This is a genomic window from Mammaliicoccus sp. I-M35, assembly GCF_022386455.1.
GTDB classification, from domain to species: domain Bacteria; phylum Bacillota; class Bacilli; order Staphylococcales; family Staphylococcaceae; genus Mammaliicoccus; species Mammaliicoccus sciuri_A.
Genome location: NZ_JAJNIL010000009.1, coordinates 77,657 through 97,645, shown reverse-complemented (window position 1 = coordinate 97,645; position 19,989 = coordinate 77,657). Strand labels below are relative to the sequence as shown.

General features: G+C 31.2%; 16 protein-coding genes. 1 reads left to right on the top strand and 15 read right to left on the bottom strand.

Going from position 1 to position 19,989, the window contains the following annotated elements; genetic code table 11:
* Positions 1-6: 6 nt before the first annotated feature.
* The 15 genes from LQ679_RS11110 to LQ679_RS11045 all read right to left on the bottom strand — a co-directional run bounded on the left by LQ679_RS11110 (position 7) and on the right by LQ679_RS11045 (position 18,660).
* A complete protein-coding gene (locus LQ679_RS11110; protein ID WP_239762838.1) occupies positions 7-1,749 on the bottom strand; it encodes an ABC transporter ATP-binding protein in 1,743 nt (580 codons plus the stop codon).
* Positions 1,746-3,527, bottom strand: coding sequence for an ABC transporter ATP-binding protein (locus LQ679_RS11105; RefSeq protein ID WP_239762836.1), 1,782 nt, complete (start codon positions 3,525-3,527; stop codon positions 1,746-1,748). The genes LQ679_RS11110 and LQ679_RS11105 overlap by 4 nt, the downstream gene beginning before the upstream one ends.
* Before the next feature lie 492 nt (positions 3,528-4,019).
* On the bottom strand, positions 4,020-5,027 hold the full coding sequence (locus tag LQ679_RS11100; RefSeq protein WP_239762834.1) for a LacI family DNA-binding transcriptional regulator: 1,008 nt from the start codon (positions 5,025-5,027) through the stop codon (positions 4,020-4,022).
* A gap of 39 nt (positions 5,028-5,066) precedes the next feature.
* Positions 5,067-6,929, bottom strand: a complete 1,863-nt coding sequence (locus LQ679_RS11095) for a beta-glucoside-specific PTS transporter subunit IIABC (protein WP_239762831.1) — start codon at positions 6,927-6,929, stop codon at positions 5,067-5,069.
* Positions 6,930-7,009: 80 nt separating this feature from the next.
* Entirely contained in the window at positions 7,010-7,459 is a 450-nt protein-coding gene (gene rpiB, locus LQ679_RS11090) for a ribose 5-phosphate isomerase B (protein WP_239762828.1), read from the bottom strand.
* A 2-nt stretch (positions 7,460-7,461) separates the two neighbouring features.
* Positions 7,462-8,127: a ribulose-phosphate 3-epimerase gene (locus LQ679_RS11085; RefSeq protein WP_239762921.1), complete on the bottom strand. Its 666-nt coding sequence runs from the start codon at positions 8,125-8,127 to the stop codon at positions 7,462-7,464.
* A 210-nt stretch (positions 8,128-8,337) separates the two neighbouring features.
* On the bottom strand, positions 8,338-10,071 hold the full coding sequence (locus tag LQ679_RS11080) for an ABC transporter ATP-binding protein (RefSeq protein ID WP_239762826.1): 1,734 nt from the start codon (positions 10,069-10,071) through the stop codon (positions 8,338-8,340).
* Positions 10,072-10,105: 34 nt separating this feature from the next.
* Positions 10,106-11,860, bottom strand: a complete 1,755-nt coding sequence (locus LQ679_RS11075) for an ABC transporter ATP-binding protein (RefSeq protein ID WP_239762824.1) — start codon at positions 11,858-11,860, stop codon at positions 10,106-10,108.
* Positions 11,861-11,889: 29 nt separating this feature from the next.
* Positions 11,890-13,344, bottom strand: coding sequence for an ABC transporter ATP-binding protein (locus LQ679_RS11070; RefSeq protein WP_239762822.1), 1,455 nt, complete (start codon positions 13,342-13,344; stop codon positions 11,890-11,892).
* Entirely contained in the window at positions 13,337-14,068 is a 732-nt protein-coding gene (locus LQ679_RS11065; RefSeq protein ID WP_239762813.1) for an energy-coupling factor transporter transmembrane component T, read from the bottom strand. The genes LQ679_RS11070 and LQ679_RS11065 overlap by 8 nt, the downstream gene beginning before the upstream one ends.
* Entirely contained in the window at positions 14,065-14,643 is a 579-nt protein-coding gene (locus LQ679_RS11060) for an MptD family putative ECF transporter S component (protein ID WP_204253152.1), read from the bottom strand. Before LQ679_RS11060 ends, LQ679_RS11065 begins: the two co-directional genes overlap by 4 nt.
* Before the next feature lie 113 nt (positions 14,644-14,756).
* Complete coding sequence (locus LQ679_RS14835; RefSeq protein ID WP_275589930.1) at positions 14,757-14,879, bottom strand: hypothetical protein; 123 nt, start codon at positions 14,877-14,879, stop codon at positions 14,757-14,759.
* A gap of 59 nt (positions 14,880-14,938) precedes the next feature.
* On the bottom strand, positions 14,939-15,697 hold the full coding sequence (locus LQ679_RS11055) for an SDR family NAD(P)-dependent oxidoreductase (RefSeq protein WP_126477139.1): 759 nt from the start codon (positions 15,695-15,697) through the stop codon (positions 14,939-14,941).
* A 164-nt stretch (positions 15,698-15,861) separates the two neighbouring features.
* Entirely contained in the window at positions 15,862-16,869 is a 1,008-nt protein-coding gene (locus LQ679_RS11050; protein ID WP_126477138.1) for a YheC/YheD family protein, read from the bottom strand.
* 15 nt (positions 16,870-16,884) lie between these two features.
* Positions 16,885-18,660 (bottom strand): CapA family protein, encoded by a 1,776-nt coding sequence (locus LQ679_RS11045; RefSeq protein ID WP_239762810.1) that lies wholly within the window; start codon positions 18,658-18,660, stop codon positions 16,885-16,887.
* A gap of 458 nt (positions 18,661-19,118) precedes the next feature.
* On the opposite strand from LQ679_RS11045, the gene LQ679_RS11040 reads away from it, so the two are divergent.
* Positions 19,119-19,988 (top strand): hypothetical protein, encoded by an 870-nt coding sequence (locus LQ679_RS11040; RefSeq protein WP_239762808.1) that lies wholly within the window; start codon positions 19,119-19,121, stop codon positions 19,986-19,988.
* Position 19,989 lies beyond the last annotated feature (1 nt).

Genomic DNA, 19,989 nt, shown 5'->3' with positions numbered 1-19,989 from the left:
TTTTGTTTATACTTCATTTACTTGCCAATCACCACTTTTACGTTGAAGGGATACAAGATGATGGTATAAATGCTCATTTGCCATCAATTGTTCATGTTTACCTTTTTCTTCTATTATTCCTTCTTTAAGCACTACAATTTGATCACAGTGTTCAATCGTTTTAAGACGATGTGCAATTACCATGACGGTTTTATCTTTAATTAATTCACTTATAGCATTTTGAATCAATATTTCATTTTCAGGATCGAGTGATGCAGTCGCTTCATCCAACAACACGATTGGTGCTTGTTTCAAGAAAGCTCTCGCAATCGATAAACGTTGACGCTCACCTCCAGATAGAGTTTGTCCATTCTCTCCAATTACGGTTTCAAATCCATCTGGTAAACGTGTAATAAAGTCCGTACAATTTGCCATTGCGGCAGCTTGATAAACTTCCTCATCCGTTGCATTACTATTACCAACCTTTATGTTATTAAATACTGTATCGTTAAAAAGGATGACATCTTGGAATACAATGGAATAGTAAGATAATAATTTTTCTGGATGAATTTCATTAATATTATGACCATCAATTAAAATTTCTCCACTATGGGTATCCCAAAAGCGTGCTGACAATTTAGCCAATGTACTCTTACCACAACCAGATGGACCGACTAAAGCCGTGATTTCACCTTGCTTTGCAGTAAAAGAAACGCCATGGATAACTTCTTTATCGTTATAACCAAAAGCAACATTTCGGAACTCGATATCAAATTTTGTTAATTCAACATTTGAAGAACCACCTTGTTCTTCAATCTCAAAAATATTTTTAATGCGCCTTGCACTAACAAGTGAATAAATAAATTCACCAATTTTGTATAACGAATTCGTTAAGGGGTCATAAATACGTACTGCTACAAAGATAAATAGTATAAATCCAAGTACCGTCAACTGTTGTTGTACTAATAGATAAGTTCCAAGTAGAACAACGATACCTAAACCAACTCTTAAAATGTTATAAGAGATAGAGATAAAGATCCCTACTAGAACTTCATATAGGACTGCCCATGGAATTACAGATTTAATTGTATGTGTTAATTTTTGAATATATTGTTCTTTTTGACTGGAAGATTTAATCACTTTGATATTCTCAAAGAACTCTTGCAAACTTTCAGAAATATTTAGTTTGAGTTGTCTATTTTTCTTATTAGTTGGTGTTGTAACAAATTTCGAAAGTATAATAAAAAGTAAAGAAACAGGCATACATAGGAAGAGTGCTAAAGCCATCTGCCAATTATAAAATGCCAATATCACTGTAATAAAACCACTAGATAGAATACCAGACACTAAGTTTGCAAAATCACTTGTTAACTGTTTCTCTATAACAGAAACATCATCCATCAATGTACTTGTAAAATCACTTAAATCTTTTTCTCCTAAATATGATAGTGGCAATTTACGAAACTTCTCGGCCATTCTCAATCGCATTTTCGCTGATTCTGTCCCAGAATTAATATACATTTGTTGGTACGTTACTAAATAAATAACAAAGATTATGGCTAATAGGATAATACAAGCAATTAAATAGCCCCAAAGTAGAATGGGTTCTTCTTGTGACTCTTGAATGTGTTTAATCATATCCTCAGCCAACATGACTAATAAAATAACGGGCAACACAACTGAGATTTGATGTAATGTTGTTAAGAACGTTGTTTTATATAAGTCTTTCTTACCTTGTTGAGTTAATGAAAATAATTGCTGAATATTCATCCTGTCACTCCTATCTTCCAGCTCACACTTTCTTGATAATTTCGATACATCTTGGCATAGACGCCATCTAGTGCAATCAGCTCATCATGTTTTCCTCTTTCGACAAGAGATCCAGCATCCATTACTAATATTTGATCCGCATGAGTTATTGTGGATAGTCGATGCGCAATCATTAATACCGTCTTACCTTTCATTACTGAATTTAATGCTTTTTGTATTTTGTATTCATTTTCTGCATCACTAAAAGCGGTAGCTTCATCTAATAGTACAATTGGAGCATCTTTTAATATTGCACGAGCAATTGCAATACGTTGAATTTCTCCTCCTGAAAGGTATACACCTTTCGTTCCAAATACTGTCTCTAAACCTTGAGGCATTTTGTTTATAATTTCACGACACTGTGCTTGGTCTACTGCACGTTCTACCTCTTCAATACTTGCATCAGGTCGATAAAATCTAATGTTTTCAAGCAAACTCATCTTAAATAATTTTGTTTCTTGAAATACATAACTAATATTTGACATTAAATCATCATATTCTAAATCACGTACATCAATACCTCCAATGGTTACGTTGCCTTCGTCAATATCATAAAATCGTGTAATCAAATTAAATATCGTCGATTTCCCACTTCCAGAGGGTCCAACTATAGCTGTGACAGAGTTTGAAGGGCTTTTAAATGTTAATTCATGAATGGCTTGATTAGTCATACCTTCATAAGTAAATGTTACATTTTCAAATTTTACGTCGTAGTTTTCGTCTATTCTTAAGCTATTACGTGTAGGTAGAGGTTGTGCGCTATAAATAGTTGATTCTAAATTATCCATTGCATTAAAAATAATCATTGCTTTATACGAACTTTCCATAATTCGCATTAACATAAATGCAACTAAAGGTGTGAAAATCGCAAAGAATATATAACTTAATAACATATCAACTTGATTATATTTATAATTAAAGAAGATAATTGCAGCTGGAATTAAGAATGCAAATATTCCATAAACACAAACGATATAACCACTCATCGCATTTCTCATTGAAAGTGCGTATTTTATAGTAAAATCTCGATAATTCTCTATAGCCTTGTTAAAGACTTTAAATGAAAATACTGTTTGTCCAAAAACTTTTACAACAGAAATACCTCGAACATATTCCACAACATCATTACCCATACTAGTAGATGCTGCTTGATATTGTTCCAGGAATTTTTCACTTTCTCCACCCATCATAAAGCGTAGCAACATAAATCCAATGATGACCGGTATGAGACAAACAAGTGATAATCTCCAATCAAAAATAAAAATAAGTACTAAAAACGCTATAGGTGTCGTAAGTGCTTGTGCCATATCAGGCACTTGATGGGCTATGTAATGTTCAACTTCTTCTGTATTTTTTTCTACAAGTTTTCTCAATTTACCAGTTTGATGCTTTTGAAAATATCCTAACGGTAATGATTTCATGTGATAAATGAGTTGAATTCTATATTTCGCTACTGTGTTAAAAGCAACTATATGTGACAATAAAAGTGCAAGACCATATAAACCAAAAGCTATCGACACATATAATACTGCATTCCAACCATACTGCGTCATATTGTCAAAAACTGGCTCAGTTAATCCATTTTTTGCAGTCAACATTTCCTTCACTACATAATAAACATTCAAATAAGCGCCAAGACTCACTACACTTGAAATGATAGATATTGCGATAGAAGCATAAAACAGATAAACATAATTCCCCATGATTTTTGTAAGTTTAGTTAGATTTTTATTCTTCATAGTCTCAGTATGTAACTTAGTTAATAAATTACACATCCTCCTTTCCTGTTAATAGGTATACCGTTTATTCCGGCTGTTCGTACTAGCACAGCCATATCTTAATATCGATTACTAACAAATAAATTAATCAAAAGTGTAATCATTACGATTTAAAAATTAAATAATTCACCTCTTTTTATATAACATTTCATTACTACAATGAATATATTTATCTTTTTAATGTTATTATTAAATTTTTATAGAAACTTACAATAATATAATAACCTAGTTGATAATCATTATCAATGACATTATGTAAAGATTTTACAGTAGGATAAGACTTTCTATCCACAAAAAACAGAAATCTCTTATCGAGACTTCTGTCATTTATATTAACTATTCAACTTCACTTAGTGTGCACGAAGACTGCGAGATATCGTGCATTCCCAAACAAAAACCAGTAGCATTCCACGTATGGGATGCTACTGGTTTTCTTATTTATTAAGCTTTTACTTAAGTTGTACCTCTATAGACAATATCTATAGGTAACTTAGTATGGATTTTATTTTTTGTTTGTTTATTATTAATCAGATCCAATAACGTCTTTGCTGCTGTTCGACCCATTAATTTTTTATTTTGGTTTACTGTTGTAATATTAGGATAACTGTATTTAGATATTGAAACATTATCGAATCCGACAATTTTAACTTCATCAGGAATTTTAAAGTTATTATCTTTCAAAGCATAAAGTGCTCCTAACGCCAACCAATCATTAATTGCAAATATACCATCAAACTTTATATTTTTTTCAATCAACTTGTTTATAGCATCTTTAGCATAATTAAAATGTGTCTTTTTCAAACTAATAATTAATTCTTCATTTAGATGATTACTTGATTCCTCTATAGCCTTTCGATATCCTTCAAATCTATCTAGATTCGTAGAAGTGTCTTTTTCACTTTTTAAAATGACAATATTTTTACAACCTTTTTCAATAAGTAAACTAGTAGCTTGATAACCACCATCTAAGTTGTCTGATTCAATAATTGCTACCTCATTATTTTCTTTAGGCTTTCTATCTATACAAACCACTGGGATATTTCTTCTTACCGAGGTATGCAAAGTATCATCATAACCAGAAATATAAATTAAACCATCTACACCTTTAGAATCTAAACTAGCTAAATAATCTAATTCTTTTTCTTTTTCACCATTTGAGTTACAAATAAATACTGTATAATTTTCTTCTTCAAAAAAATATTCCTCAATTTCAGAAACTATAGATGCAAAAAACTCATTTTTTATGTCCGGAACGATTACACCAATAGTATTCGTCTGTTTCATTCTCAAACTTTTAGCTACTAAATTCGTTTTATAATTATTATTTTTAATTACTTCTAATACTTTTTTTTCTGTTTCTTTAGAGAATCTACCATTTTGGTTTATAACTCTTGAAACAGTTGCCACGGATACACCGCTTATTTCAGCAATTTCTTTAATGGAAAGGTTTTTCTTATCCAAATTAATTACTCCTCAATTATAAAACTTTTGTATAAGGACTTATATTTTACTTACTTTATAAAGTATATCATTTGTGGAAACGTCCTTATTATCATGCTTCGTTAATTCTAATTTATAATTATCTTTGTTTGTTAACAATATAGGGGTTGAAATATCATAATCTTTACCAATTTGATCTATGTCAAATTTAGCTAATAATTGACCTTTCTTTACTCTTTGTCCCTGTTCTACAAAAGTTTCAAAATACTTTCCATTTAATTCTACTGTATTAATTCCAATATGTGCAAGTATTTCTGCACCGTTATCCAACGTTAGACCATAGGCATGTTTCGTTGGAAATAGCGTTGTCAATTGTCCATCAGCTGGAGCATATATTTCTCCTTTTTCAGGTATGATTGCTATGCCTTCTCCTAACATTCCCTCTGAAAAAACACCATCTTGAATATCTTTCAGTTCTTTTATTTTTCCATTTATCGGACTACATACATCTACAGTTTTGATGGTATTCTCTGATTTTTCATTACTAATATTTTGTGTTTTACTAGTATCTAATTCTTGCTCTTTAAACCCTAACATATAAGTTGCGATAGCACCTACAACGAAACAAATAGCTAAACCAATAACATAGTGAACGAAAGTAGTACCAACAAATGCTGGTAGAGTTGTTAATCCACCAAATACAAATGCATAAGATTTTACGCCCATTCCTCCAATGTATGCGCCACCTACTGCACCACCTATTAATGCACCAATAAATGGTCTTTTCAATTTCATTCCAACACCGTAAATTGCTGGCTCTGTGATACCTGCGAAGAAGATTGAAAGTAAAGCTGATAAACTAAATGATTTCATTTTTTTATTCTTGGATTTTAAAAGTACAGCAAATGCAGCACCTGCGATACCGAAATTAGCGGCACCTGTTAATGGAACAATTTTATCAAATCCCATTGCGCTAATGTTACTTATCATGATTGGATTAACTGCCCATTGTAAACCAAATACAACAAATACATTCCAAATTCCACCAACAATTAATCCAGTAATCCAACCATTAGATTCACTTAGCCAATTAATTAAATTAGCAATTCCTTCTCCAACATACACGCCAAATGGACCAAATAGTCCAACTGTAATAGGAACAATTATAACCAGAGAAATTAGTGGTACAAATATAATTTGGACACTTTTCCAAATATGTTTTTCTAAAAACTTTTCTAAATATGAATATACCCATATAGCTAAAATAGCTGGAATAACAGTAGATGAGTAATTCATTAAAATAATAGGGATTCCCATAAATGAAGTCATCTTCCCGTTACCACTATCACCTAATAAATTGATAAGCTCTGGATGAATTAATGCTGCACCAATAACTGCTGCAATATAAGGATTCACTTTAAATCTTTGCGCAGATGTAAACGCTAACAAAATTGGTAAAAAATAAAAGACAGACATTGAAGCAGCAGTTAAAATAACATACGTACCAGATTTATTGTCTATCCAACCCAATTGTTCTATCAAAAGTAGTATACCTCTTAATATACCAGCACCTGCTAACGCTGGTAATAATGGGGTAAATATACTTGAAATTGTATTAAAAAACCTTGCTACTAAATTACCTTTTTCTTTTTCTGGAGATTCTTCTTTACTCTCATCTAAATTAGAATTATTAATTAATTCATTATATACTTTTGGAACCTCTGTCCCAATAATAACTTGATATTGACCACTTTTACTAAATGCTTGAATAATATCATCTGATTCATTTAAAGCATTTTCATTAACAATTGTTTCATCGCGTAATCTAAAGCGTAATCTAGTTGCACAATGTGTTACAGATGATATATTACTTTCTCCACCTATTTGTTCCAATACAAAATCAGCAATTTCTTTATAATTCATAACATCACCTTCATCTTTAATTTAATTATTACGATCAGACAAAGAAATGTAACAATGTCTAATCATAATAATGCTTCTATTTAGCATAGATAATCACTTTCAATATCTCTAATTGAGTCTATTCTGTTTTGATGTCGTCCACCTTCAAATTCAGCATCTAGCCACTCTTTAACAATCATTTTTGCTAACTCACTTCCAATGACTCGTGAGCCAAATGCTAAGATGTTCGTGTTGTTATGTTCTTTAGACAATTTAGCAGTATAAGGTTCACTGCATACTACAGCCCTTATGCCACTCACTTTATTAGCAGCTATAGAAATCCCTACACCTGTACCACAAATCAATATACCTAAATCCGCCTTTTTCTCGATTACATTAGTTGCAACTTGCTTCCCATAATCAGGATAATTAGTTCTTTCTGAACTATTTGTTCCAATATCAATGACTTCATGACCTAATTCTTCTAAATATGTTTTAATTGTTGGCTTTAATTCAAATCCAACATGATCATTTCCGATAGCAATTTTCATAATTAATTAGCAACCTTTCTTAATTTGTTAATAATCTCGTTATAGGATTCATCTTTCCCAAATAAAGTTGAAGTACCCAAAACAAATCCCTTAACACCTTTTTTATTTAATTCATTTACTTTTTGTGGCGATATTGCACCATCAACAAATACTTCATAATTAAATTTTTTTGAATAATCTTCAGATGTTAAAACATCAATTTTTTCATTTACAAAATCTAAATATTTTTGTCCTGAGAATCCTGGATTAACAGTCATTACCATTACTTTATCCACAATATTTAAAAGTGGTTCAATTGTACTAATAGATGTATCTGGATTTATTGCGATACCAGCTTCAATATTATTATTTTTTATTTTTTCAATCGTTCTAGCTGGATGCATATCTGTTTCAGGATGAAAATAAATAATATCCACATTCTCTTTGACAAATAAATCAATGTATTCTCCCGGATTTTTTATCATTAAATGCACATCAACTATCTTATGAGTCAATTTTCTTATAATATTTAAATCTTGTAGTCCCATGCCAAAATTAGGAACGAATTGACCATCCATGAAATCAATGTGAAATCCATCTACATTAGCATCTTCTAAATCTTTAACTTCTTTTTCTAAATTTTTAAAATCGGCACACATCATAGATGGAAATAATGCTAATTTCAAAATAACCCCTCCTTGTGAGTAAACGATTACTCAAATGATATTTTTTAATAGTTGAGTAATCGTTTACTCAACTATTAAAAGTTAAATAAATACTATCACACTTATTTTTTTATTGCAACATAATCTGATTATATTAAATAGAATAGGAATGTATTTTCTCCTAAAACACCAAAACCAGTAGCATTCCACATATGGGATGCTACTGGTTTATTCTTACAATCTCCAACCTTCTGATTGTGTCTTGATTTGGATGAAGTTCTGATAAGTGCCTGATTGATTCACGAGTGTTTCGTGATCCCCTTTTTGTATGATTTCTCCTTCGTTTAATACGATGATTTCATTGGCATTTTTAATTGTTCCTATTTTATGTGCGATTGTGATAACTGTTTTACCTTTGCTTAATTCATCAATTGCACTTTGTATAAGATGTTCGTTCTCTGGATCAATACTCGCAGTTGCTTCATCTAGTATGATGATTGGTGCGTCTTTTAATATTGCCCTTGCAATAGATATACGTTGTTTTTCTCCACCAGATAAATTATTCCCTTTCTCATTGACCATTGTTTGATAGCCATCCGGTAGTGACATGATGAAGTCATGACAGCATGCTTGTTTCGCAGCTGCGATAACTTCTTCTTTAGTTGCATCTGGCTTACCGTATAAAATGTTATTTTCTATTGTATCATTAAATAAGTAGACTTTTTGAAACACGGCACTAATATGAGACATCAGTGTACTTAGTGTCATATCTCGAATATCGATACCGCCTATTCGAATCGTACCTTCGTCTACATCGTAAAATCTTAACAACAAATTACAGAGGGTAGACTTACCGCTTCCTGACGGTCCAATGATTGCTGTAGATGTTTGCGACCCTACTTTAAAGCTCACATCATTAATCACTTGGTGATCTCCGTACGAGAAGCTGACATGATCAAATTCAATATCAAAGTTATCGATTTCGATATCTCTTCCTGTTTCATCTAATATAGGTGCATTCTTAATTTCTTCAATATCATTTAACGTCATATCAATCATTTCTAACACGTGTGCTGCACTGATTACATTCTCCACACTTTCAAATATTACAAATGAAAAGATTGAAATCATAATGAGTGTTGGTAAATCAATGCTTTGATTAATATATAATAAGCATGCGATTAATACTATGACGATAGAAACAATCTTTAAGCTCAACAAATGTAATAAATTAAACGGTATGTATTGTAATTCAATTTTTGTATTCACGCGTTTACTTTCATCTACTGCTTTGTTAAAACTTTGTAGACTTGTATTTTCCTTTGAGAATGATTTAATAACTTGAATACCTCGAACGACTTCTAGCACTTTTTCAACAAGTTGATTTTGAGCATGATGATAATGAGGTGCGTTTTGGTGGCTTTTCTTTTCTAATAAATGAATACAAAGTAAAGATAGAACTACGCCAATAAGTGCTAATAGTGACACTTCCCAAGATACAACTAAAAGCGACAAAATTAATACAGTAATTAATATATAGCCGTTTACGACAATATCGATCATCTTCATGGCATAATTTTCTAAGAACGTTAAATCTGTTGTAACAACCGTTGCGAGTTCGTTTGTTTGATGGTCTTCAAAATACCCTAGTCTTACATTCTTAAGTTTATCACCAATATTTAAACGTTCTTTCGCGCTCATTTCATAGGCGATACTTTCTTGAAGTCTATTCTTTAAATAAGCTGTCACAAATCTTGCTAATACTAATAAAATCATGATGCCTAACACGCTCATAATTTCATACATTTCAATTTGTTTATGAGATAGCACACGGTTAAACACTTGGGCAGCTAAGAAGATTGGTAAGGCGATAAAAATAGAATTAATAAATGACATTACAAATCCTAAAATCATTCTTGATCTATAAGGTGTCGCCCACTTTAAAATCTTAAATGTAATCTGAAACATGTTAATCCTCCTTTATATTTGAATGCATTACAAATTAAGAAGAGACCCCCCAATCTTTCGCACCGATGTGCATATCCCACATTTGTTTATAGTGACCGTTCATATCCAATAATCTTGCATGGTCACCTTTTTCAAGAATTTGTTGATGACCTAACACAATAATTTGATTTGCTTGTTTAATGGTAGATAATCGATGGGCAATCACAATGAGCGTCTTATTTTGAGTTAAAGCATTTAATGCAGCTTGAATTTTTTGTTCATTATCTGGGTCAACATAAGCTGTCGCTTCATCTAATACAATAATCGGTGCATCTTTCAAGATCATTCTCGCTATTGTGACACGTTGTTTTTCACCGCCCGATAATTTATCACCAACTGAACCTACATTCGTATCATAGCCCTCTGGCAATTTCGTAATAAATTCATGGCATTGCGCTAATTTAGCCGCTTCTTCAACCGCTTCATCCGATGCTTCCGGATTACCTAATTTAATATTTTCTTTAAACGTAAGATTTAATAAGAAGTTATCTTGCCCTACAAAACCAACTAATTCGTTCAGTTTCTTAGGTTCAATATCTTTAATATTTACACCACCGATATCAATTTCTCCGGACGTTACATCCCAGAATCTTGATAATAATTTCGCAATCGTAGACTTACCACTACCAGATGCACCAACAATTGCTGTAAAAGTCTTCTCCGGAATATCAAACGACAAATGATTAAATACTAAGTTATCTTTATCATTTGAATAAGAGAACCCAACATCATTAAATGTGATTTGATGATTTTTAGGTTCTTTAAATGCTTTCGAGATTTCAAGTTCTTCTAAATTCAATACTTGGCGTACTTCAGTAATCGCATATTGGATTGATTTTAATTGATTAACATAATTCGTAAAGTTCTTGATTGGTGCGACAACACCTAAAGACAGTACTAAGCAAATAAAAAATTCTGCATAGTTCAACTGGTCAATTGAAATTAAATACATACCTAGTGGTAGCACACCTAGAAAAGTCGATGGAAGAATACTAGTTCCTAAGTTCATATAGCCCCATGTACTTTTAAACCAATTTAAAGTATGTGTCTTATATGCACTAACAGCATCTTTATATTTTTTATAAGAGTTTTGAGATTGATTAAATGTTTTTATGACTTCTATACCTTCAATGTATTCAACAATTGAGCTGTTCATGTAATTATTCGATGCCATTTGTTCTTCGTAAGTCTCATTATATCCAGACATTATTTTTTTGAAAGCAAAAAATGCGATCGGCACCGTAATCAACATGGCACAAGCCATACGCCAATCGATAATAACGATATAAACAAATATAGAAATAGACAGTAATAAATTACCTACTACTTCTGGAATAATATGCGCTAACGGTAATTCAATCGTTTCTACTTTATCGACAAATAGACTTTTAAGTTCACCAATTTTTTTAGATTCTACTACACCTAAAGGTAAACGCATTAATTTATGTGCCAATTGCTTTCTAATATTAGATAAAATATCATAAGCTGTCACATGCGATAACATCGTCGAACTTCCGAAACAAATAACCTGTATCACATAAGCACCTACTGCGATACTTATATAATAAATAACTTGATTCATCTCTGTATTTCCATCAATCATTAATAGTATGATTTTATATACCGTCCAATAAGGCACTAATCCTGAAAACACACTAATAATAGACAATACAACAGATAAGACAATCTTCCATTTAGCATCTTGTCCAAATATGAGTAATGATTTTATCCAATGTTCATCGGTGTTCATACTTTACTGACTCCTCTCATTGATGCGATTTATACATCGAAGTAATGATTTAATTGATCGATGCCTTGATGATTCAATGCGAACTGATTAATAAGACGGCCATCTCCAAAATGTAAGACATATGTACAAATCTCTAATATCAATGATTTATCATGTGTAATGATAAAGATTTGCTTTCCTTTGTCATGGATGTCATTAATCATTTTCGCGACTTTTTTCATATGATATAAATCAAGCCCTGAAGTAGGTTCATCAAATATAATGATTTCCTTACCACTCAATATTGCCGTAGCAATGGCCATTCTTTGTTTTTCGCCACCAGAAAGTGACAATGGATGTTCATGTTTTTTATCTAACAAATTCATACTTTCTAACATGTCATCAACTTGTGTTTCCGTTACTTGAACATTTAATAGCTGTAATTCTTGTTCCAAGCTTTCCGTAAATAATTGTGTGTTTACATCTTGGAAAACCATATAGCTCTGCTTTAATAATTGTTTCTGTTTAAGTCGCTTCTCGTCATACGTCACATGACCTTTAAAATCCTTCAGCAAACCACATAAACATTTAGCAAAGGTTGATTTACCGCTTCCGTTATCGCCAATAATCGCGACTACTTCACCTTTTGGTATGACTATTTCATTCACATCTAATTGTTTCTCTTTACTAAATTTGTCATACGTATAAGTAAAGTTATGCATTTCCATGACATGATCACCAAACTGTGGCTCATGTTGTAATCGATCCTCTTGTCCGTATCGAATACCCATGCTTTCAAGTTCATCACGATCTAGTGATTTAAATGCATCTATTGGATAACGTGCATGTAACGAGCCGTCTTCCATATAAAAGACACGATCTGCCTCATCCATAATATAGTCCAAACGATGTTCAATCAGTACGACCGTTTTACCACGTTCTTTCAAATAACAAATCATTTCTTTTAATTTCTTAATGCTATACATATCTAAATTTGAAGATGGCTCATCTAATACGACAACATCTGGATTAGTAATAAGCACTGTCGCACATGCAATGATTTGTTTTTCGCCACCTGATAACTCAAATATATTGCGATCCAATAAGTGCTCAATCTTAAACTGGTTCATAACTGTTTTTATCTTTTCAATAATGACCGTTTGATCAATACCTTGATTTTCCAAATTAAATGCAAGCTCACTTGTCGTATCAACGTTATAAAATTGTGTCTTCGGATTTTGAAATACACTACCTACCATTTGTGATAATTGATACATCTCAATTTCCGATATATTGCGTCCATCCAAGTAAACATGTCCACTGATGTCTCCATGTTGAACTTTAGGTATTAAGCCATTTATCAATTTAGCAATGGTAGACTTCCCGCTACCTGATTTACCACAGAACACGACTAATTCACCTTGTTTAATTTGAAGTGAGACATTTTGAATAGCTGGTTCTTCTGAAGAAGCATAGTTGAACGTTACATTATCAAATTTAATCATTAAACAACTTCTCCTTAAAATAAATAATCCATAATATCACCATGACAATGAGTAACAATATATCAAGTAGTTTAAATTTCACGACGCATACATTCGTCCGTTTAAAGGGAGAATCAATCCCTCTAGTCATCGCTGTAAAAGAAAGATCATTCCCTATTTGAACAACAGATATAATAAGCGGAATCATTCTATATTCAATCATTTTAAAAAAATGATTCGAAAAGTTTATACCTCGCATTTTCATAGCATAATTAATATTTCGATATTCCTCAGCAATCGTCGGGAAAAATCTAAAAATCACAGATATTGGAATGATGATATTTCTAGGTAATTTCATTTTTTCCATAGCTGCTATAAATTCACTTACTTTTGTAGAGAATAACGTGTAATAGCCAACGATAAACCCAGGAAACATATTCATAAAGATTCCAACAAATGCGAGCAGAATAAATTTAATCATGCCTTCTGCATAAGGGATAACCCAATATTGAATGCCTATCAGCACCAAAAAAGTAACTGCACATTTAATAAACAAACTGATCTTATGAATAGATAATAATAATGCAAGTGAAAATAACGTTAAACATACTCTTAAAATACTTTGTGAACTACCACTTGATATTAAAATCGTACTTATCGTAATCGTTAAAGCGATCTTAGTTCTAGGGTCTAACTTTGCGACAATGTTCCTATGATCTTTTAAAGAACCAACAACCGTCTTCACACAAGTCCCGCCTTTTTAAAATGTTTACTAAACATTTTCTTGCCTAACCAAGCACCAATAAGACCACCAATCACTGTTAAAATAAACATCACAGGTAATGTCCATAAAGGTGTAATAGATTCTAATACATCAACGTAATCTTGACCGTAAGACTTCCCGATCTCTTTAAAGTATTGATCTCTTGCAATAAACATTCTTACGACAAATCCCATCATCCATAACGAGAAAATAGCATAGCCCCAAGCAATAGATTTCCACTCTTTATATCCACCAGATTTCATAATGAAGTCACCAATCAAACCAAAGATAATGCCAAACGGAATCATAATTAAGCCACTGCCCATCACTGTAAAAGCAATACCTAAAATCGTTCCAGACAATGTCACCATGCCAAATTTATCTGTCTTCATAACATATAAAATAAACGGAATACCGCATACAATCGCACAAATGAATCCTACAAACGGTATTAAAAATGGTATGTAACCAATCATAAACGTAACAAAGAACACTACTAAATATATCGCTGTAAAAATACCTACTGTAATTAAATCTTTAACTGATAATTTATTCATAATCTAACTCCCCGTCTGTTAAAATTTTGAATCTATAAGCATAATCATTACGATTTAAAAAATAAATAATTCACCTCTTTTTATATAACATTTCATTACTACAATGAATATATTTATCTTTTTAATGTTAATATTACTTTTTTATAGAAACTTACAATAATATGATAACCTAGTTGATAATCATTATCAATGACATTATGTAAAGAATTTACAGTAGGATAAGACTTTCTATCCATAAAAAAACAGAAGCCTCTTATCGAGACTTCTGTCATTTAATCAATATATTCAACTTCATTTAGTGTGCTGTTTGTCCGCCGTCTGCGAGATAAACTTGTGCTGTCATGAATTTGGCTGCGTCTGAAGATAGGAATAATACCATTTCTGCGATATCTTCAGGTTGTGCTGCTTTAGCCATTGGGACGCCTGATATCATTTGTTGCCATTTCTCTGGATCGTCTTTCCAAGATTTTGTCATTTCTGTTTCTGTTAGTCCTGGAGCAATTGCATTAATTCTAACGCCACTTTCACCGTAATCGAATCCTGCTGATTTTGTCATACCTACTACAGCATGTTTAGCTGCAACATATGGTCCCATTTCAGGGTCTGCAATCAATCCAGCTACAGAAGCTGTGTTTACAATTGTTCCACCGTTTTCAAGCATTTGTGGAATTTCATATTTCATAGATAAGAAGACACCTTTAACGTCTACATCTAATACTTTATCAAAAGTTTCAACATCGATATCAGCAAATTTATTTGGTTTATTTAGAATACCCGCATTATTAAATGCATGATCTAAACTGCCAAATGTTTCAACTGCTTTATCGACTAAATTTTTCACTTGGTCAGGTTGTGAAACATCTGTTTTTACGAAAATGGCATTACTATTTTTGTCTTTGATTTCTTGAACCGTTTGTTCAGAACGTTCATCGACATCACCAATTACAATATTGGCACCATTTTCAGCAAATTTTAAAGCAGTAGCCTTACCAATACCCGAAGACGCACCCGTAATTAGAACCGTTTTGCCTTCAAATTCACTATACTTAATCATCCGAATCACTCCTATAATATTTATACTTATATCATATCAAGTAATTTTACATAATTGTTGCAAAGTAACTCGGGTGAAATATGAATTTTTCTAAATTATTTATTTTAAATCTTTATCTCTTAATTAATGGAAAAATATTGCCTGGGAAATGAATTGAAGTTGTATTATTTTTTATTTTTTAAATCTAATAAATATCTATAATAAGCCACTCTCACTTCAGAATCTCTAGCATAGAAGAAATGCTGTCCTGGGAACGTATTAACCTCAAACAGCCATATTTTTCCGTCAGGTTCTATACCAATATCTATACCTAATGCATCAATATCGAAATTATAAAGCTTCTCAAAATTGAGCGGAATCGTTTTACATAAATTATTGAGTTCAATCCTTATATCTTTCCAATTCTTCTCGAAATTATGTTCTAAAAATGGTGTTAACATTGCTACACCACCGCCTTGACTTACATTTGATGTGATATTTTTACCTACACCTATGCGTGGATAGATTTCAACTTTTTCCCATTGACCTTTTTGATTTTTTCTCACATGAAGTCGAATATCAAATGGGTTATTTTCAATTGTTTGTGATTTTATGAAAGGTTGCGCAACGTACTTCTCTTCGCTTATATTCTCATTATAAAAAGTTTGTAGCTCATCAATTTCAATTGTCCAACTTTTATCATCGTTTAGAACATCGATTTTTTCATCGCTTTGATTCAGAACAAATATATTTCTACCTTTACTGCCAAGAGTCGGCTTTAATACAATTTTTTTATACTTTTGTAGATGATTTTTTAAATCATCATAAGAAGCCACTTCATCAGTTGGAATAATTAAATCTTCAAATCTTTTACTTTCTTGCATCTTATTAAAAATAAATGATTTAGACCCTAAACCTGGTGTTGTAAATATAGCTTTCTTCTTTAAAGCTTTAAATATTTCAGGATATTTTCGTTTATCCATCGGTACATTATCCACTATATCAGGAAATTCTGTACGCTTTTTTACCCATTGTCCATCTTCAAAAAACAAACCATCAATTGTCTCATTTTCAAGATCAACATCATCATAAGTAAATACAAAAAAGTCTATATTATAAAAATTACTTATATATGTTAGTGTTCTTCCAAGCACACCTTTTTTATGCTTTTCTCGTAATAATCCTACTTTCATAAACAAAATCCTCTCTTATTTAATTTTTATTTCAAATGCTCGATTTTCCCAGTCTGTTTCAATATATTCTTTACCTTCAGCAATAAATTCTACTATTTCTTTAAATTGTTCATCATTCACATAATCAGGACACCAAAAAGTATCCAAATTATTTGCGTAGAATGGCACTAATCTAAGTTTAATTTCATCATTTTCAAGAAACTTCAATTTTGTTAAGAAACCATATGGTAATGCATCATGTTTATCAAATTCACCGTTACTATTAAAAATCCCATTTCCCATACTATAAACAATCACTGTGTTGTTATACCTTCTTAATTTTTGAATCGTATGAGGACCGTGTCCAAGTATTAAATCGCAACCACTATGAATTAATTGTTCTGCATTCTCAACTTGATACGGTAAAATTTGTTTAAAATCAACGCCCCAATGTGGTTGTACGATGATAAAACAATTAGGATCTTCTTGTTTCTTTCTTCGAATTTCTTCATTTATTAAATATAATGGTGCCACACCTGCATCATGACCAATAGCGTAAAAATCAAATTTACGATATGCAATTTTGCGATACCAATAGCCATTATAAATATATACATTTCTATTATTTATATTTAAATGTATCGGTGCTAAAGCTTCTTTAGAGTTCAGACCAGCACCAAATACTTTTAAATCGTTATTTTTAAAGCCTTCAATAGTCTGTTTTAAACGATTAAGTCCGAAATACATCGCATGATTGTTTCCTAAAGAAACAGCATTTAAATTTAATGACTTTAATGCATTTAATGTTTTCTCTTCATTTGCCCATAATAAAAATGGTTTCGCACCTTCTAAATTTGATACTTCACCTTCTTCAGTAAATACTGCTTCAAAATTGATAATGTTATATCCATTTGGATTAAAGAATGTCTTTAAATGCTTCAATGAATGATCATAACCATAACGCATTAATGCATCTTCTTGATTGCGTTTTTTTCGACGTTCTGTATAAAATTCTCCAAAGTATGTATCACCTAAAAAATTAATTTCTTTTTCACCTGTGAATGTTTCAACTTCTAATTTAGGCGCTTTAATATCGAATTGAATTTCGTCCATTGCTTCTTTCAGTAAGAAATCTCTATGAAACGCGTTATCTGCACCCATTACAGCTAGTAACACACGCTCATTATTAATGTTAGTTAAGACAATCCCACTATTATCATGTGACCCAAATAAGTAGTTGCATACGACACGATCATCAGTATCTATGAAACTTGGATTTTCATAAACAGTGCCACGATAATCAACTAATGAACTATTATATAATTTAAAATCTTTTTCATATTGGCCAAACATTTTTTCTCCAATCTTCAAAAGATCTTCTATCGTATAAGATTGAGGCTTATTTTTCATCTTTCTACCACTAATATTTATAGCAACCTGCTTTTCTAAATCATACTCATCTCGCTTCACTTTCACTTTGATAGCAGGATTATTTCTAGTAGGATCTAGATGTTCTGCGATAGCCAATACAGCTGCATTACAATTAAGATTAATGACTAATTGTAATAACTTATATATCGTAATTTCTTTCCCTTCTTCTAAAAACACTTTATCTTTTCTAGAAGTTTTAGAAATAAATTCACTAATTTTCACACTTGCTTGTAGTTTAATCTTTTTATATTTAAGCAAATCTAAAACATAATTTAAAAATAGAGCATTACCCAGTCCATAATCATTTTTGTCTTTATTGCCCTTATCATATAGTACTTTTTTATCATTTAGACGCATCGCCACGACTTTATAATTATTCATACACTTAACTCCTTCATAAATAAAATTAATAGAAAGAATCTATAATCACTTTTTGAACTTACTAAATTGAATAGTGTAAAAGATAAAGAATTTAAATTAAATATACCAAATAAAAATAACATTACACTGCTTTCATGTTAATCCTCTTTTAAGCATTTTTACATTTACATTTTATTACAATTATTAGCCCTTTACTATATTAATTAAATGTTATTTTACGAACTAAAATGTCCGGATATTGTTTTGTTTTAATAATATTTTACATTTTATATATATTAAAAATTTTCTCTATCCTCATAATATTCACTTTTTCAGCTTGCACATTTAATATAATAATTATATAAACTTTATATACCAATATAAATAAATAAAAATAGAAGTGAATTTTGAATAAAGTTGAAAAATGGACTTATAATGTCCATTTAAATATATATATTATACATCAGGAGTTGATTAAGTTGGACAAAGCCACTCGTGTATTATCATTACTCACGCGTCTATTAAACGGGGATGTTGTGAACAAGTCAGAGTTTAGCAATATTGCTAATGTTGGAGAAAAATCGATACAAAGGGATATTAATGATTTAAATATGTTTTTCTATGAGAGTGATTATTGGAATAACAAGAATACTAAAATCGTTTATAGTCGTTCCCTAGATGGATACGTTCTTTCAAATGGTTCATATTCAGCCGATAGCTTAGCACTGTTAAGTCTATTAATTAAAATCAAAAGCTTAACACCTATGTTGCACAAAAGTGTTTATAACCTTTTCTTAGATAATATTTCGCTTAACCGTATTGAAGATAAATACATTCTAAAAAGTGTTTTGAATCACTTTAATTTACGTTCCGAACCACTACCAGGTATTCATTTAATGAATTTGCAAGAATGTATTACGAAAGGGTTAAAAGTTCGTATTGAATTAGATGAAAAGTTGGTTGTAAAGCCATTGTCTCTTATGTATATGCACTATGATTACTGGTTAACTTATGAGTATGAAGCTAAAATTCATACCGTTAAAGTTCAAGATATTAAATCAGTATATATTTTAGAAGCTTCTACATATGAAAATGTACCCAACTTACAACCTGTTAAATTTGTAATAGACGTATCTATTTGGGATCAGTTTAAACAGCAATTTTCAATCAAAGAAATCTTAGAATACAAAGATAATAAAATTATCGTCTTAGTATCATGTACAGAACTAGACTCCTATTACATAGCATATCAACTAGCACCACTCGCACGCATGTTAGGTCCACAAGCTTATATCGATGCCTTTATAAACCGTTTAGACAAAATAAAACACACATACAAAGGAGAATGAT

Bases quoted from the DNA above. Each gene is read 5' to 3' on its own strand.
- LQ679_RS11045 (WP_239762810.1), bottom strand. From the start codon at position 18,660: ATGAATAATTATAAAGTCGTGGCGATGCGTCTAAATGATAAAAAAGTA.
- LQ679_RS11060 (WP_204253152.1), bottom strand. From the start codon at position 14,643: ATGAATAAATTATCAGTTAAAGATTTAATTACAGTAGGTATTTTTACA.
- LQ679_RS11070 (WP_239762822.1), bottom strand. From the start codon at position 13,344: ATGATTAAATTTGATAATGTAACGTTCAACTATGCTTCTTCAGAAGAA.
- LQ679_RS11105 (WP_239762836.1), bottom strand. From the start codon at position 3,527: ATGAAGAATAAAAATCTAACTAAACTTACAAAAATCATGGGGAATTAT.
- LQ679_RS11080 (WP_239762826.1), bottom strand. From the start codon at position 10,071: ATGTTTCAGATTACATTTAAGATTTTAAAGTGGGCGACACCTTATAGA.
- LQ679_RS14835 (WP_275589930.1), bottom strand. From the start codon at position 14,879: ATGGATAGAAAGTCTTATCCTACTGTAAATTCTTTACATAATGTCATT.
- LQ679_RS11075 (WP_239762824.1), bottom strand. From the start codon at position 11,860: ATGAACACCGATGAACATTGGATAAAATCATTACTCATATTTGGACAA.
- LQ679_RS11110 (WP_239762838.1), bottom strand. From the start codon at position 1,749: ATGAATATTCAGCAATTATTTTCATTAACTCAACAAGGTAAGAAAGAC.
- LQ679_RS11095 (WP_239762831.1), bottom strand. From the start codon at position 6,929: ATGAATTATAAAGAAATTGCTGATTTTGTATTGGAACAAATAGGTGGA.
- LQ679_RS11055 (WP_126477139.1), bottom strand. From the start codon at position 15,697: ATGATTAAGTATAGTGAATTTGAAGGCAAAACGGTTCTAATTACGGGT.
- LQ679_RS11050 (WP_126477138.1), bottom strand. From the start codon at position 16,869: ATGAAAGTAGGATTATTACGAGAAAAGCATAAAAAAGGTGTGCTTGGA.
- rpiB (WP_239762828.1), bottom strand. From the start codon at position 7,459: ATGAAAATTGCTATCGGAAATGATCATGTTGGATTTGAATTAAAGCCA.